A 15625-nucleotide genomic window follows, 5' to 3' on the forward strand; every position below is an offset into this window, starting at 1 on the left:
CGGTTTTTTTTTTCACATCCCCATATCCCCCGTGGGGGGCGCCCGGCCTTCGCCGTCCGGGGTTGGCGGGGGCCCGCCGCTCGTTCGAGTGGTGCGGATCAGTCGGCGGCCTTCGCTTCCGGCTCCGGCGCGGGCCCGGTCTTGGATGCCTGCTCCAGACCGCCGGACGCCTCCTGGGAGTCCTTCTTGTCCCGGTCGTGCAAGGCGTCCGTCGGCAGGAAGTCGTACGGATCGTCCCCCGGTCCGGCGCCGTCCAGGGTGGGCAGACGGTCCTCCGCGCCCCCGGCCGCACCGTCACCGTTCCCGTCACCGTTTCCGTTCCCGGGCTTCACCGGCCCGTCGTCCGGGGCCTCCTCTCCGCGCCGCCACGGGATCCGTCGCCACCAGGAGCCCTTCGACGAGGCGGCAGCGTCCGGCGGGTCCGGCGGCTCCTCCACCACCGCCGCGCTCCTGTCCGCCGTCTCCGGCCCGCTCACCACGTCCGCCTCACCCTCGTCCTCGGCCTCGGCGTCGAGCGCGTCGAACTCATCGGCATCGTCCGTCCCGCGCCGCTCGCGCAGCCGCCAGACCCGTACCAACAGCGCCGCCGGTACGCCGATCCCCACCGTCCAGACCAGCGCCGCCGCCCCGGTCAGCCACCACACAGGCCCGAACTCCACCAGCCGCCCCGTCCCCAGCGGCCCGCCCGCGACGGCGGCAAGAGCCGCCATCAGCACCGCGCATCCGGCGCCGGCGAGTGCCGCCGCGAGGGCGGTGTCGCGTGCGCTCCAGGCCTCGTCCCGTTCGGCGTAGGGCGGGGCTGCGACCCGTACCGTGAACCGGGCGATCATCAGCCCGGCCGCGAAGGGCACGACCCCCGCCGCCCAGGTCACGGCCATGCCGGGCCCCTCGGCGGGCACGGCGGCCAGCAGCGGGAAGGGCGGCAGCGCGGGGCTGCCCGTGACGGCGAGCGGGGTGACCGTCGCCGACGTACCGAGCGCGAAGCCGGGGCCGAGGGCGTACGACGCGCCCCAGACCGCCGCGTTCGGGAGCAGCGCGACGGACAGCAGCAGGACGGCGATCCGTCCTGACCAGGCCGCCGCCAGGTTCAGGAACGATTCCTGTGCCGCGCCCGCGTGCCATGTCAGCGAACAGGCGACCAGGAGAAACCCGCCGCCCAGCAGGACCGCCGCCCCGGCGGTCGCCGACCGCAGCACGACGACAGCCCGGCGGCGCCGCCCGGCATCGCTCACCGCGGCGGCCCTGACCTCCGTGTCCGACGCGTCCGCGCCGAGGCCCTCCCTCTTGAGGCCGGGCAGCCGGTCGAGCAGCCTGTGGAGCGGCTTTCCGCTCCCCACCCACACTCCGGCCACGGACGCCAGCACCGGCACCAGAGGCAGCCGGAGCGCCGTGGCGAACGAGTCCGTCGCGAGCGCTCCGCCCCGTGCGTAGACCACGACGGCGGCGCCGACCAGCAGATATCCGCCCGCGACCGTACACACCCCGCCGAGGGCCGTGAGCTGCGGCCGGCCCTCTTCCGGTTCCAGCGCGTCGCGCGAGGACCGGTAGACCAGCCACACCGGCAGCGCCACGACCAGCAGGGGTACGAGTCCGATGGGGGCGGGCACCCCTGACAGCGTGTCGGGCCGTACGAGCTCCGCGCCGTGGGCGAGCAGCCAGAGCGCCGCCGCGATGTGGAGGGCTCCCCCTGCGCCGCTGTCGGGGTACGGGGAGCTGATCCACGCCGCGATGACCAGCACGGCCAGACCGCCGAGACCGAGGCCCGCGGCGAGCCCGCCCCGGAGGAACGCCGCGGTCAGCGCCGCGGCCCGGCCCCGTTCGGTCGCCGAGGCCGAGGACAACGTGGTGTTGCGCCCGCTCACTTGAGTCACGGCGCCATGCTGCCAACGACACGCGCTTAAACCGCGTAACGGGCGGATAACCGCTGTGTCGCTCAATATACGTTTATGTACTTTTTCGGCCCGTACAGCGCCGCGGGGAGTTCTCCATGACGCAGAGCACCACTCGTACCTCTTCGGTGCCTCCCCTTCCCTCCCCCAAGGAGCGGCGCAGACTGCGTGAGGCGAAGGCCGTGACCGAGAAGGACATGGCGGTCGCGCTGGGAGTCACCGGAGCGACGATCAGATCCTGGGAGACCGGGCGTACGACACCGCAGGGACGCAGACGGGAGGCGTACGCCAGGCTGCTCGCGGCGTTCGCGGCGGAGACCGACACGAAGAAGCCGGCGAAGCGGAAGCGGCGGCCGAAGGGGGCAGGGAGTTCCGGTGCCGGGCAGGGGCCCGCGAAGCAGCCGGAGCCCGCGCCCGCGAACCCCGCCCCGACTCCGGAAGCAACCCCAAGTCCCGCCCCCGCTCCGGCACCGGCTCCGGCCGCCGCCCGGAAGGCTCCCGTCGCCGCGCCCTCCCCCTCCCTCAAGAGGCCGCTCAACCGCCGCCCGGTCCGTACGGTCAAGGCCGACAGCCGGTCCCAGCAGGACGCCCAGCGCCGCAAGGAGAAAGCCGAGACCCTGGCGGGAGCGGCGGCTGCCGAGGCCGCCAAACTCACCCCCGCCCAGGCCTTCGACGAGCTGTACGCGCACTCATCCCCCGCTCTCGCACGCCAGACGTATCTGCTCACCGGGCGCCGCACCCTCGCGCAGGAGTCCGTCGAGCGTGCCTTCCAACTCGCCTGGCAGCGATGGCCCGAGGTCGCCGTCGACCGCGACCCCGCGGGCTGGGTACGGGCCGCGGCGCACGACTACGCGACCTCGCCCTGGCACCGGTTCCGCCGCGCCCACCGGCACCCGGACCCGGCCAACGGCGACCGCGACGGCCGCCCGCTGCGCCGGGCGCTGCTCGACCTGCCGCCGGTGTACCGGCGCACGCTGCTGCTCTACGACGGCCTGGGCATCGACCTGCCCGAGGCCGCCGCCGAGACCGAGGCCACCTCCCCGGCCACGGCCAACCGGCTGCTGCACGCGCGCGAGGCCGTAGCCGAGCGGCTGCCCGACCTTGAGGACCCGGCCGTCCTGCACGAGAGTCTGCGCGAACTGGCGGAGACCGTGTCGGCTCCCGCCGTCGCGCCCGCGTCGACCGTGCGGATCGGCAGCGAGCGGCGCGCCACGTTCTGGACGCGGGTCGCGATCGCGGTGACCGTGCTGATCATCGGGGCGACGGCCTTCACGGTCGTCACGGCGCCGACGCGGTACGAGCCGACGCCCGCGCCGGGTCAGCGGGTCGGCGGCATCCCGCCACCGCACGGGCCGCAGAAGCTCAGCGAGCAGGACCTGAAGCTGCGCGCCAAGCTCCGCGCCGTACCGCTGAACGGGCCGGGGCGGCTGGTGCCCCGTATCCCCTGACACCGCGCCCCCGCCGGGGAACGAGAACGCGCGTGGGCCCGCACCACCTGAAAGGTGCGGGCCCACGCGCGTTGTTCAGCAGGACAACTGCTGTACTCCGTAAGACCGTACAGGCAACAATCAGCCCGCGAGAATGGCGCGGGCGAGACCGGCCGTCTCGGTCGGCGTCTTGCCGACCTTGACGCCCGCGGCCTCAAGGGCCTCCTTCTTGGCGGCGGCCGTGCCCGACGAGCCGGAGACGATGGCGCCGGCGTGGCCCATCGTCTTGCCCTCGGGCGCGGTGAAGCCCGCGACATAGCCGACGACCGGCTTGGTCACGTGCTGCGAGATGAAGTCGGCCGCGCGCTCCTCGGCGTCGCCGCCGATCTCGCCGATCATCACGATGAGGTCGGTGTCGGGGTCGGCCTCGAACGCCTTGAGGGCGTCGATGTGCGTCGTACCGATGACCGGGTCGCCGCCGATGCCGATGGCGGACGAGAAGCCGATGTCACGCAGCTCGTACATCATCTGGTAGGTCAGCGTGCCGGACTTGGACACGAGACCGATCCGGCCGGGCTTGGTGATGTCGCCCGGGATGATGCCGGCGTTGGACTGGCCGGGGGTGATGAGACCGGGGCAGTTCGGGCCGATGATCCGGGTCTTGTTGCCCTTGCTCGACGCGTACGCCCAGAAGGCGGCGGAGTCGTGCACCGCGATGCCCTCGGTGATGACGACGGCGAGACCGATCTCGGCGTCGATGGCCTCGACGACGGCGGCCTTGGCGAAGGCCGGGGGCACGAAGAGGACGGAGACGTCGGCGCCGGTCTTCTCGATCGCCTCCTTGACGGAGCCGAAGACGGGTACGTCCACGCCGTCGAAGTCGACGGACGTACCGGCCTTGCGCGGGTTGACCCCGCCGACGATGTTGGTGCCGTCAGCGAGCATGAGCCTGGTGTGCTTCATGCCGGTGGCACCGGTCATCCCCTGGACGATGACCTTGCTTTCCTTGGTCAGGAAAATAGCCATGGTGTTGGTGACCTTTACCTTTACTTCGCAGCCGCGAGCTCGGCGGCCTTGTCGGCCGCGCCGTCCATGGTGTCCACGCGCTGTACGAGCGGGTGGTTGGCGTCGGACAGGATCTTGCGACCCAGCTCCGCGTTGTTGCCGTCGAGGCGAACGACCAGGGGCTTGCTGACGGTCTCGCCCTTGGACTTGAGCAGCTCCAGGGCCTGCACGATGCCGTTGGCGACCTCGTCGCACGCGGTGATGCCGCCGAAGACGTTGACGAAGACGGACTTGACGTCCGGGTCGCCAAGGATGATCTCCAGGCCGTTGGCCATGACCTCGGCCGAAGCGCCGCCGCCGATGTCGAGGAAGTTGGCGGGCTTCACGCCGCCGTGGGCCTCGCCCGCGTACGCGACGACGTCGAGGGTGCTCATCACGAGCCCGGCGCCGTTGCCGATGATGCCGACCTCGCCGTCGAGCTTGACGTAGTTGAGGTTCTTGGCCTTGGCGGCGGCTTCGAGGGGGTTGGCCGCGGCCTTGTCCTCAAGGGCCTCGTGGTCGGGCTGACGGAAATCGGCGTTCTCGTCGAGCGAGACCTTGCCGTCCAGCGCGATGATCTTGCCGTCACCGGACTTGATCAGCGGGTTGACCTCGACCAGAAGGGCGTCTTCCTTGATGAAGACGGTCCACAGCTGCTGGAGGACGTCGGCGACCTGCCCTGCGATGTCGGCCGGGAACTTGGCGGCGGCGACGATCTCGGCGGCCTTCTCGGGGGTGCAGCCCTCGTTGGCGTCGACGGGGATCTTGGCGAGCGCGTCGGGGTTCTCCTCGGCGACGACCTCGATCTCCACGCCACCCTCGACGGAGGCCATGGCCAGGAAGGTGCGGTTGGTGCGGTCGAGGAGGAAGGAGACGTAGTACTCCTCCGCGATGTCGGCCGTCTCGGCCAGCATCACCTTGTGGACCGTGTGGCCCTTGATGTCCATGCCCAGAATGGCGTCGGCCTTGGCGACCGCGTCGGCGGGGTCGGAGGCCAGCTTCACACCGCCGGCCTTGCCCCGGCCGCCGACCTTGACCTGCGCCTTGACGACAGCCTTGCCGCCGAGACGCTCGGTCACCTCGCGCGCCGCCTCAGGCGTGTCGATGACTTCACCGGCCAGCACCGGTACACCGTGCTTGGCGAAGAGATCCCTCGCCTGGTACTCGAACAGGTCCACGCGCGTCCGTCCCTTGTCTGTCTTCCAAAATTCGCAGTATCGCGGTTCGTAATCCGCGTGGGCGTGCCGCTGTGGGCAACGTGACTGCACTTGTCACAAGGAAGGCGCAGACGGAGTCCCGGAGCGCGGCATGTCCGTCTCGCAGGTTATCCCCGTGGGCCGTGGACCCCTAAATCACAGATCACCCCTGAGCGGTGATACCTGTCACAACCACCGAGTCCACGGGATACGGACCGCCCCCGGATCCGGTTTTAGGGGTTGGCCGTCGTGTCCGGTATCGGCAGGGGGCGTTTCTCGATCGCCGCCGCCATCACCTCCGGGAACAGGTCGGGGGTGCAGGCGAACGCGGGGGCGCCGAGGGCGGCGAGGGCCGCCGCGTGGTCGCGGTCGTAGGCGGGCGCGCCCTCGTCGGACAGTGCGAGGAGCGCCACGAACTGCACGCCCGACGCCTTCATCGCGGCGACGCGCTTCAGCATCTCGTCGCGGATTCCGCCCTCGTAGAGATCACTGATCAGCACGACGACGGTGTCCGCGGGCCGGGTGATCCGCGACTGGCAGTAGGCGAGCGCGCGGTTGATGTCCGTGCCGCCACCGAGCTGGGTACCGAACAGGACGTCGACCGGGTCGTCCAACTGGTCGGTGAGGTCGACGACCGCGGTGTCGAAGACGACGAGCCGGGTGGAGAGGGAGCGCATCGAGGCGAGGACGGCGCCGAAGACGGAGGCGTAGACGACGGAAGCGGCCATCGATCCGGACTGGTCGATGCAGAGGACGACCTCTTTCTTCACGGACTGCGAGGCGCGGCCGTATCCGATGAGGCGCTCGGGGACGACCGTCCCGTACTCCGGCAGGTAGTTCTTGAGGTTCGCGCGGATCGTGCGGTCCCAGTCGATGTCCCGGTGGCGCGGCCGGCTGACCCGCGCGGAACGGTCGAGGGCGCCGGTGAGCGTGGCTCTGGTACGGGTCGCGAGCCGCTTCTCGATGTCGGCGACGACTTTCCTTACGACGGCGCGCGCCGTCTCCTTGGTCGTCTCGGGCATGGCCTTGTTGAGGGAGAGGAGCGTGCCCACGAGATGGACGTCCGCCTCGACGGCCTCCAGCATCTCCGGTTCGAGCAGGAGCGCGGAGAGCCCGAGCCGCTGGATCGCGTCGCGCTGCATGACCTGGACGACGGAGGTGGGGAAGTACGTCCGGATGTCGCCGAGCCAGCGGGCGACCGAGGGGGCGGAGGCGCCGAGCCCCGCGGAGCGGTTGCCGCCGCTCCGCCGGGACGTGCCGCTGTCCCCTCCTCCGTACAGAGCGGTCAGCGCACCGTCCATCGCGGCGTCCTGGCCGGTGAGCGCGCGGCCGGTGCCGTCGGCAGAGTCACCGCCGAGCACTAGCCGCCAGCGCCGCAGCCGCTCGTCGGCGGCGGCGCCCGTCACGCTGCCCATCGCGTCGTCCGTCACGTCGCCGGTCCTGTCGCCGACCACGTCGCTGGTCACGTCGTCCGTCTGTCCGGCCGTGGTCATCGGGCCACCCCCGCGAGGTCGTTGTCGTTGTCGTGCCCAACTGGCGCGGGGCCGCCGAGAAGCAGGCGCAGCACCGGGAGAACGGCGTCCGCGCGGGTCTCGTCGACGCCGGCTCCGAAGCCGGGGATCCCCGCGTCGGAACGGTCGGGCCGCGCCCCGCCGCCGGCCGGGCCGCGCCGGACCAACTCGCCGAGCATGCGGCGCACTCCGGGCTCGTACGCGGAGAACGTACGGCGCAGAAGGGGCAGCACGTCCGTGAACGACCCGGCGGGCACCCCGGTCAGCCAGGTGTCCACCAGGGCGAGCAGCCGTTCGTCGTGGACCAGGAGCATTCCGCCGCCGGAGGCTCCTCCGACGAACCCCTCGATCCAGGCCGCCGCGTCGGCCGGCGGGGTGCCGGGCGAGAGGGCGAGGCCCATGAGGCGTGCGGCCTCGTCCTCCGGGAGGCGCCCTTCGTCCAGGAGCAGCCGCGCGGACCGGCCCCGGACGACACCGGGCACGCTGTCCCGCGCGGCCAGTTTCCGCAGCACCGCGTCCCAGCGCCCGGCCAGGTCCCCGGCGGGCCGACCGGGGGTGTCGGGCAGGAGGCCGATCGCGGTGTGGACGCTGTCGATGTGGCCTCTCATCTCGGCCGCGCCGTCCGCGTCCAGCGCGGCGCAGGCGGGCGGCAGTCCGACGCAGATCCGCTCCGCGAGCCCGGCGGCGACCTCGCCGAGCGCCGCCGTGTCGGTGGACCGGACGTCTCCGTAGCGCAGTGAGCGGGCGAGCGCGGGCAGGGCCTGGGCGAGATGGGCGACGTCCGCGTCGAGCGCGGCGCGGTCCGCCAGGGCCTTCATCACCACGGGCAGGGCGTCGGTCAGTTCGGCCAGGAGGCACTGCTCGGCCAGGGCCGTGACCTCGGAGAGCGCGGTCGCCGACACCGCCCCGGACTCGGCCTTGGCTGTGGCCGCCGAGAGGACCGTGGTGCCCCAGACCCCGGCCTCGGCGACCCGTACGTACAGCTCGGGCTCCCAGCGCAGGCGCCAGCTCTCCCGGAACGTGCCCGTGCTGCCGCGGCCCGCCGACGGTTCGCCCCAGCCGATACCGAGGAGTCGCAGCCGGTGCAGCATCCTGCTGCGTCCGGCGTCGGTCTCCTTGCGGAGGTCGAGCTCCAGCTCACGCTCCAGCGCTTCCGGCTTCAGCCGCAGCGAGCGCTGCGACCGGGTCAGATCGCGCTGGAGCGGCACGGCGGGCGCGGAGTCGGGGACCTCGCCCAGGACGTCGCCGACGATGAGCCGGTCCCTGATGAGCCCGAGCGGCACATCCGACCCGTCGCACATGACGGCACGGATCGCGTCGGTCGTCTCGGTCAGTCCCGCGAGGGGCCGGCCGCGCATGGTCGCCAGGGTCTCGGCGAGCCGGACGGCCTCGATGACATGGGCGGAGGAGATGGGCCGGTCCTCCTCGCGGAGCAGACCGGCGACCTTGGTCATCCATCGCTCCACGGGGCGGTCGGGGGAGGCGAAGAGGTGTCCGTACCAACCCGGGGAGTCGATGCCCGCGCCGTAACCGCTGTGCCTGGCCAGCCGGTGATGCGTCCACGGCACCCAGGTCATCTCGGTCTTGACCTTGGGCAGTCCCTTGAGAAGCGCGCGGTCGGCGGTTGCCGTGGTGCGCGCGCCGAGCGCGGGCACATGCCAGGCACCGCAGACGACGGCGACCCGGTCGTCCCCGAACTCCTTGCGCGCGGCTCGGAGTTGGAGCCGCATATAGGCCTCGCGGACCAGGTCACGGCGGTGGCCGCCGTCCCCGTACTCCTCGCGCAGGGCTCCCATCGCCTCGCCGACGGCGGCGAACGGCGCGAACGGGTCGTCGGCGGCGGCGCGGTGCTCCACGACGTCCTCCCACCACCGCTCGGCGTCGTCGTATCCGGCGGCTTCGGCGAGAACGGCGAGCGGGTCGATCCGCAGGGCTTCGGCACGGCCGTCGGGACCGGGTGCGCTCTCGCCGTCCGGCGCCCCGTCCGCTTCCGTGTGCCCGTCCGCCTCCGCGTCCGCGTCCGTGATGGCCAGGGAGTGCGTCGCGGGAAGGTCAATGAAGCGGACCGGGACACCGCGGGCCAGCGCCCAGCGGATCGCGACCCACTCCGGGGAGAAGTCGGCAAGCGGCCAGAAGGCCGCGCGCCCTGGATCGTCCACGGCGTGGGCGAGCAGCGCGACGGGCGGGCGCATCTGAGGATCGCCCGCGAGGGCAACCAACGCGTCGCCCTCGGGCGGGCCTTCGATCAGGACGGCGAGCGGCGACGCGGCGTCGAGGGCGGCCCCGACGGCGCGGGCGGAACCGGGCCCGTGGTGCCGGACGCCGAGGAACAGCGGCCCGCTCCCGGCGGGCCGCGCCGGGACGGCGGACCAGTGTTGGGCGGCGGACCCGTCCTGGGCGGGGGACGCGTCCCTTGCGGGGGTCGTCATGCGCTGACCTCTCGGCAGGCGCGGTAGAAGTCCTTCCACCCGTCCCGCTCACGCACGACCGTCTCCACATACTCCTGCCAGATCACCCGGTCGGCCGCCGGGTCGCGCACGACGGCGCCGAGGATGCCGGAGGCGACGTCCCCGGGCCGCAGCACCCCGTCGCCGAAGTGCGCGGCGAGCGCGAGGCCGTTGGTGACGACGGAGATCGCCTCGGCCGTGGAGAGCGTTCCGGACGGGGACTTGAGCTTCGTGCGGCCGTCGGCCGTGACGCCGTCGCGCAACTCGCGGAAGACCGTGACGACCCGGCGGATCTCGGCGATGCCTTCGAGGCCGCCGGGCAGGTCGAGCGAGCGCCCGATCTGGTCCACGCGCCGCGAGACGATGTCGACCTCCGCGTCGGCGGTGGCGGGCAGCGGCAGGACGACGGTGTTGAACCGGCGGCGCAGCGCGCTCGACAGATCGTTGATCCCCCGGTCGCGGTCGTTGGCGGTGGCGATCACGTTGAAGCCGCGGACGGCCTGGATCTCCTGCCCCAACTCCGGGACAGGCAGGGTCTTCTCGGACAGGATCGTGATGAGCGAGTCCTGCACGTCGGCCGGGATACGGGTGAGCTCCTCGACCCGGGCGGTCATGCCCTCGGCCATGGCCCGCATGACCGGGCTGGACACGAGCGCGTCCCGGCTCGGGCCGTTGGCGAGCAACTGCGCGTAGTTCCACCCGTACCGGATGGCCTCCTCGGGCGTCCCCGCCGTCCCCTGTACGAGCAGCGTCGAATCACCGCTGACGGCGGCGGCCAGATGCTCGGACACCCAGGTCTTCGCGGTGCCGGGAACGCCGAGGAGCAGCAGCGCGCGGTCGGTGGCGAGGGTGGTGACGGCGACCTCGATGATCCTGCGCGGGCCCACGTACTTCGGCGTGACGACCGTGCCGTCCGGGAGCGTGCCGCCGAGGAGATAGGTCGCGACCGCCCACGGCGACAGCCGCCACCTGGGCGGCCGGGGGCGGTCGTCGGCGGCGGCGAGCGCCGCCAGTTCATCGGCGAAGGCGTCCTCGGCGTGCGGTCGCAGGACCTCGGCACCGGCCGCCCCGCCGACGCTCCCGCCGACCGTCCCCGCGGTCGTCGCACTCGTTTCGGGCATGGTCATGGCTCCCCCTCCAGATCGTTCGACCGGGTATGGGTTCCACCGTGCACCATGCCACTGACAATCGGCCGTTTCCGCAGGTCGGAGCCGATTGTCAGTGGGGCGGCCTAACGTCTTGGACATGGATATCGCGGGGGTGCGCTGGACGACGGAGCAGGTGCTGGCCCTGGCGCCTGACGATGCGTCACGCAGGGCGGGGGCCAGGCTGAGCGCGGCCGGGCCCTGGTCGGACGCGGGCAGCAGCGGCGAGGGGGCCGTGTGGGGGCTGTGCAAGGGGAGCGGCAAGAAGCCGTATCAGACGGTGATAGACACGAAAGGCCCCGCGTACAAGTGCAGTTGCCCGAGCCGGAAGTTTCCGTGCAAGCACGCGCTGGGGCTGTTGCTGCTCTGGGCGGCCGAGGGGACGGCCGCCGTCAGGACCGTCGTGGATGTGGGGGACGGGCCCGCGCCCGACTGGGCCGAGGAGTGGCTGGGGGGCCGCAGGAAGCGGAGCGAGGAGCAGGAGGAGAGAGCGAAGGCGGAGGCCGAAGGGACGGCAGGGCAGGCCGATCCGGAGGCGGCCAGGCGCCGGGCGGAGCGCAGGGCGGCGCGGATCACCGGCGGGGCGCAGGAGCTTGAGCAGCGGCTGACCGATCTGCTGCGCGGCGGTCTCGCGGCGGCCGAGCAGTCCGGTTACGGGCTCTGGGAGGAGACGGCCGCGCGCATGGTGGACGCGCAGGCGCCCGGACTGGCGGCGCGGGTGCGGGAGTTGGGCTCGATCCCGGGCTCGGGGGCGGGCTGGCCGGTGCGGCTGCTCGAAGAGTCGGCGCTCCTGCATCTGCTGGATCAGGGCTGGCTGGGGATCGAGCGGCTGCCCGCGCCGCTGGCGACAACGGTCCGTACGCGGGTCGGTCTTCCCTCGCCCGCCGACGGACCGCCGGTCAGGGACCACTGGCTGGTGCTCGCTCAGTACGACACGTCGGACGGCAAGATCACCACGCGCCGGATCTGGCTGTACGGACGGGAGTCGGGGCGTACGGCTCTGGTGCTGGGGTTCGGCGCGGCGGGCCGCTCGCCGCAACCGGCGCTGCCGGTGGGCCTGGTGATCGAGGCGGAGCTGACGCCGCACGCCGGGGCGGGGCAGTTGCGGGCGGATCTCGGGGAGGAGGTGGGCGTTCCCGAGGCGACCGGGACGGCCCCGCCGGGCGGGACGACCACGGCGGCGGTGGAGGCGTACGGATCGGCGCTGCGGGAGGATCCGTGGCTGGAGTCCTGGCCCGTGACGCTGACCGACGTCATACCCGTCCCCGGCGGAGGGGAGGGGGACGGGTGGCAACTGGCCGACGCCGACGGGGATTCGGCCCTGCCGATCGCGCCGGCCGCGCTCGGCAGGCCGGGTCTGTGGAAGCTCGTGGCGCTGTCGGGCGGCGGCCCGGTCACGGTCTTCGGCGAGTGCGGGCACCGCGGCTTCACCCCGCTGGCGGTCTGGTCGGCGGGCTCGTCGGAGACGGTCCAGCTGACGTGATCCGAGTCGGACAGGTCGCCCCGCGCCGGGCGCCCGTCCTCTATCTATACGTCTCTCTCCATACGTACGGAGGCACCCGATGACCGGCACCACTTCCTGGGAAGAGCTCGTCACCTCGGCCCTTCTCGGCACGGACCGCCGCACACCGCCCGCGGACGTCATGGCCCCCGGCCAGGACGCGCCCGTCGCGCTGCTGGACGCCGCCGCGCTGCACACGCTCCGGCGCCGCGCGGGCCTGCTCCCGGCCCGCGCCGCCGCCCGGCCGGAGCCGGCACCCGAGGACGACCGCCGCGAACTGCCGGAGCCGGCGCGCCGGCGCCTGGCGCAGTTGCTGGCCGACCGCTCGGCCCCGGCCGGTACGGGAGGCAGGCGCGGTACGGCCCCCGATCTCACCGAACTGCTCCCCCAGTGGCTCACCGCAGCCAACGACCACGGCTACCGCGCCCCCGCCGCCGCCCTGCCCGCGCTGCTGGACGCCGCGCGCGGGCGCAACGACCTGCGGCCGCACGCTCTCGCGTTCGCCGGGCCGCGCGGGCTCTGGCTCGCGCGCTTCAACCCGGACTGGAAGTTCGCCCTGCGCGGTGCCTCCGGTGGCGCCGTCCTGCCGGGCGTCCAGGACTCCGAAGCGGTACGGCAGTTGTGGGAGCAGGGGCTGTTCGCGGAGCGGGTCGCGCTGCTCGCCGCCGTCCGTGCGCAGGACGCGAACGCGGCGCGGGCGCTGCTGGCCACGACCTGGTCGACGGAGCGCGCCGAGGACCGGCTGATGTTCCTCGACTCGCTGCGCGCCGGGCTCTCCGACCTCGACGAGCCCTTCTTTGAGGAGGCGCTCTCCGACCGCAGCCGCAATGTCCGGGCGACCGCCTCCGAGTTGCTGTCCGCGCTGCCGAACTCCGCGCTGGCCGCGCGGATGGCGGCGCGCGCTGCGACATGCGTGAGCCTGGACCGCACCGGCCCCACGAGCCCCACCGTCATCGTCGAGGCGCCACACGAGTGCGACGCGGACATGCAGCGCGACGGGGTGAGCCCGACACCGCCGAGCGGCCGGGGCGAACGGTCCTGGTGGCTGGGCCAGCTCGTGGAGGCGTCGCCGCTGTCGATCTGGCCGGAGCGGCTCGGGGGCCGTACGCCCGAGGACATCGTGACGCTGCCCGTCCTGGACGACTGGACGGACGAACTGCACGCCGCGTGGTGCCGGGCCGCCGTCCGTCAGCGCGACGCCCGCTGGGCCCGCGCCTTGCTGGGCCCGCCGGCGGTGTCCCCGGTCGCCGGCCCGGGAGCCTCGTCCCTCGCCGAGCGGGCAAAGCTGCTCAGCACCCTGCCGGTTGCGGAACGGGCCTCCTGGGTGGCCGAGTTCATAGCGGCGCACGGTCTCTCGGAGGCGTTCCAGCTGCTCGGTGTCTGCGCGGTGCCCTGGTCCGGGCCGCTGGGCCGGGCGGTCGTCGACGCGCTCGACATCGCGCGGGACGGCGGGAGTTACCCCTGGAGCTTCAGCGGTGTGATGGGCCTCGCCGAGCGCTGCCTGGACCCGGCGGAAGCCTCCCACCTGGAGATACTCACCGCTACCCCGGACGAGGCCGAAGGCGCGTCACCGGGCGCGGGCGGCTACTGGTCGGAGGCGTTCCAGCGGCTCGTCTCCACGCTGCGTCTGCGCGCCGCGATGCTGTCGGAACTGACGGGCGACCCGGGCCCGGAACGCCCCGACATAACTTAGGCTCCGGCCGGCTGGGACACGTTCGCGTTCACCCAGTCCACGATCGACGTCGTCGTCGCGCCGGGCGTGAAGATCTCCGCCACGCCCAGTTGCTTCAGCGGCGCGATGTCCGCCTCCGGGATGATGCCGCCGCCGAAGACCTTGATGTCCAGCGCGTCGTGCTGTGCCAGCAGGTCGATGACCTTCGCGAAGAGCGTGTTGTGCGCACCGGAGAGGATCGAGAGACCGATCGCGTCGGCGTCCTCCTGGATCGCGGTGTCCACGATCTGCTCGGGCGTCTGGTGCAGCCCCGTGTAGATGACCTCCATACCAGCATCCCGCAACGCTCGCGCGATGACCTTGGCCCCGCGATCGTGGCCGTCGAGACCCGGCTTCGCCACCACCACACGGATCGGACCGGTCACACCCATCACTGCCTCCACATACCGACTTCGTCGTCATTGGCACGGGTCCCCGTACCGGCGAGGGACGGAGAGTGAACGAACGTTATCTCCAGCATCTCGCACGCTGCTGTTTCGCGACGGCCGGGGAGGGGGAAATCACACATGGGGATATGTTCACTCTGCTTCGTGTCGGCCCCACCCGGCACGGGAGCCACAAGGGAATCGCTCCCTGTGTGGTGTAGGGAGGTAGGTCAATGAAGATCCCGCCTTTCTCCGAGCTCTTCTCGCCCTTCCCGTCTGTCGTCCGGCGGCCCGCGGCCTGGGAACTGCCCGTCACGCTCCTGCGGGCATCGATCCTGGAGATGGCGATCCTCGCGGGACACCTGGTCCTCTATCCGGGTGGTATCGCCAATGAACGCCCGGCACCCGACCTGCCGCCCGAGGCCACCACACTGCCCACGGAGGGCCGCTCCAAGCGCCCGGTCCTACTTCTGCACGGTTTCGTGGACAATCGCTCCGTCTTCGTCCTGCTGCGCCGCTCCCTGGCCCGGCACGGCTGGCGCCACCTCGAATCGCTCAATTTCTCGCCGCTGACCAGCGACATCCGGCTGGCCGCCGAAGTGCTCGGCCGGCACATCGAAGAGATCTGTGCCCGTACGGGGCACCGCGAGGTCGACATCGTCGGCCACAGCCTCGGCGGCCTGATCGCCCGGTACTACGTACAGCGACTGGGCGGGGACGTACGGGTACGGACCCTGGTCACCATGGGCACACCCCACGCGGGTACCGGCGCCATCCCGTTCGCCAGCGCGCACCCCGTCGTCCGGCAGATGCGGCCCGGCTCGGACCTCATCGAGGAGCTGCGGGAGCCGGCGCCCGGCTGCCAAACCCGGTTCGTCAGCTTCTGGAGCGATCTCGACCAGGTCATGTCACCGGTGGAGGGCGCCCGCATCGAGCACCCCGATCTCGACACGCAGAACGTGGGCGTGACCGGTATCGGCCACCTCGCCCTGCCGGTACACCCGGCCGTCGCCGCGGGCATCCGCTATGTCCTGGAGCACGACGACAGCGACGGGCTCGCGGAGCTCATCGAATGGGCCGAATGGGCGGGAAGTGCGGCGGAGAGCGCCGGGGACCAGGCCGACGGCGCGATATCGGTCGCCTGAGCGCCTGAAGGCACCTCGGCGTTCCAAACGCCGGCCACCGGAAGTGGTTGCGGCCAGAGCCGATTCGATGTCGCTTCGACACCTCGCCGAGACCCTTTGAAATCGAACGCTCATCGAACGTACGGCCAAAGGTGTGCCCGCAGTCCGCCGAAAGACGGCCGAATGCCCGTTTCCAGAGCGTCCGGAAGCCGCCGAAGATTGTCGCCGTCGCATACCGCCGGGT

At 72.3% G+C, this 15625-nt stretch carries 11 protein-coding genes; 4 read left to right on the top strand and 7 right to left on the bottom strand.

The features are described from left to right. Positions 1-98: 98 nt before the first annotated feature. Positions 99-1871 carry a DUF6350 family protein gene (locus ACFWV8_RS27050; protein WP_384208868.1) on the bottom strand — a complete coding sequence of 591 codons (1773 nt, stop codon included), beginning with the start codon at positions 1869-1871 and terminating at the stop codon, positions 99-101. 116 nt (positions 1872-1987) lie between these two features. Here ACFWV8_RS27050 and ACFWV8_RS27055 point away from each other — a divergent pair, with 116 nt between their 5' ends. Further along, on the top strand, positions 1988-3337 hold the full coding sequence (locus ACFWV8_RS27055) for a helix-turn-helix domain-containing protein (RefSeq protein ID WP_384208872.1): 1350 nt from the start codon (positions 1988-1990) through the stop codon (positions 3335-3337). A gap of 120 nt (positions 3338-3457) precedes the next feature. Here ACFWV8_RS27055 and sucD read toward each other — a convergent pair whose 3' ends face one another. From sucD to ACFWV8_RS27080, 5 genes are all read right to left on the bottom strand, one after another. Next, complete coding sequence (gene sucD, locus ACFWV8_RS27060) at positions 3458-4342, bottom strand: succinate--CoA ligase subunit alpha (protein ID WP_384208874.1); 885 nt, start codon at positions 4340-4342, stop codon at positions 3458-3460. 20 nt (positions 4343-4362) lie between these two features. Beyond that, positions 4363-5538: an ADP-forming succinate--CoA ligase subunit beta gene (gene sucC / locus ACFWV8_RS27065; RefSeq protein WP_384208878.1), complete on the bottom strand. Its 1176-nt coding sequence runs from the start codon at positions 5536-5538 to the stop codon at positions 4363-4365. Between the two features lie 251 nt (positions 5539-5789). After that, the gene (locus tag ACFWV8_RS27070; protein ID WP_384209032.1) at positions 5790-6971 is read right to left on the bottom strand and encodes a VWA domain-containing protein; all 1182 of its coding nucleotides are present in this window, start codon (positions 6969-6971) and stop codon (positions 5790-5792) included. Positions 6972-7045: 74 nt separating this feature from the next. Next, positions 7046-9496, bottom strand: a complete 2451-nt coding sequence (locus ACFWV8_RS27075; protein WP_384208881.1) for a DUF5682 family protein — start codon at positions 9494-9496, stop codon at positions 7046-7048. Further along, the gene (locus tag ACFWV8_RS27080; RefSeq protein ID WP_384208883.1) at positions 9493-10641 is read right to left on the bottom strand and encodes an AAA family ATPase; all 1149 of its coding nucleotides are present in this window, start codon (positions 10639-10641) and stop codon (positions 9493-9495) included. Before ACFWV8_RS27080 ends, ACFWV8_RS27075 begins: the two co-directional genes overlap by 4 nt. 118 nt (positions 10642-10759) lie before the next feature. On the opposite strand from ACFWV8_RS27080, the gene ACFWV8_RS27085 reads away from it, so the two are divergent. Next, on the top strand, positions 10760-12142 hold the full coding sequence (locus ACFWV8_RS27085; protein ID WP_384208886.1) for an SWIM zinc finger family protein: 1383 nt from the start codon (positions 10760-10762) through the stop codon (positions 12140-12142). A gap of 79 nt (positions 12143-12221) precedes the next feature. Then, on the top strand, positions 12222-13853 hold the full coding sequence (locus ACFWV8_RS27090) for a DUF5691 domain-containing protein (RefSeq protein WP_384208888.1): 1632 nt from the start codon (positions 12222-12224) through the stop codon (positions 13851-13853). Here the strand turns inward: ACFWV8_RS27090 and ACFWV8_RS27095 are convergent. Then, entirely contained in the window at positions 13850-14263 is a 414-nt protein-coding gene (locus ACFWV8_RS27095; RefSeq protein WP_384208894.1) for a cobalamin B12-binding domain-containing protein, read from the bottom strand. The genes ACFWV8_RS27090 and ACFWV8_RS27095 overlap by 4 nt on opposite strands. A 227-nt stretch (positions 14264-14490) precedes the next feature. Here ACFWV8_RS27095 and ACFWV8_RS27100 point away from each other — a divergent pair, with 227 nt between their 5' ends. After that, complete coding sequence (locus ACFWV8_RS27100) at positions 14491-15402, top strand: esterase/lipase family protein (protein WP_384208900.1); 912 nt, start codon at positions 14491-14493, stop codon at positions 15400-15402. Positions 15403-15625: the final 223 nt, after the last annotated feature.

It is taken from the genome of Streptomyces sp. NPDC058665, assembly GCF_042714995.1.
Taxonomy (GTDB): Bacteria; Actinomycetota; Actinomycetes; order Streptomycetales; family Streptomycetaceae; genus Streptomyces.

Excerpts from the sequence above, each read along its gene's own strand:
- ACFWV8_RS27070 (WP_384209032.1), bottom strand. The coding sequence starts at position 6,971 with ATGGGCAGCGTGACGGGCGCCGCCGCCGACGAGCGGCTGCGGCGCTGG.
- sucD (WP_384208874.1), bottom strand. The coding sequence starts at position 4,342 with ATGGCTATTTTCCTGACCAAGGAAAGCAAGGTCATCGTCCAGGGGATG.
- ACFWV8_RS27095 (WP_384208894.1), bottom strand. The coding sequence starts at position 14,263 with ATGGGTGTGACCGGTCCGATCCGTGTGGTGGTGGCGAAGCCGGGTCTC.
- ACFWV8_RS27100 (WP_384208900.1), top strand. The coding sequence starts at position 14,491 with ATGAAGATCCCGCCTTTCTCCGAGCTCTTCTCGCCCTTCCCGTCTGTC.
- ACFWV8_RS27085 (WP_384208886.1), top strand. The coding sequence starts at position 10,760 with ATGGATATCGCGGGGGTGCGCTGGACGACGGAGCAGGTGCTGGCCCTG.
- ACFWV8_RS27055 (WP_384208872.1), top strand. The coding sequence starts at position 1,988 with ATGACGCAGAGCACCACTCGTACCTCTTCGGTGCCTCCCCTTCCCTCC.
- ACFWV8_RS27075 (WP_384208881.1), bottom strand. The coding sequence starts at position 9,496 with ATGACGACCCCCGCAAGGGACGCGTCCCCCGCCCAGGACGGGTCCGCC.
- ACFWV8_RS27090 (WP_384208888.1), top strand. The coding sequence starts at position 12,222 with ATGACCGGCACCACTTCCTGGGAAGAGCTCGTCACCTCGGCCCTTCTC.
- ACFWV8_RS27080 (WP_384208883.1), bottom strand. The coding sequence starts at position 10,641 with ATGACCATGCCCGAAACGAGTGCGACGACCGCGGGGACGGTCGGCGGG.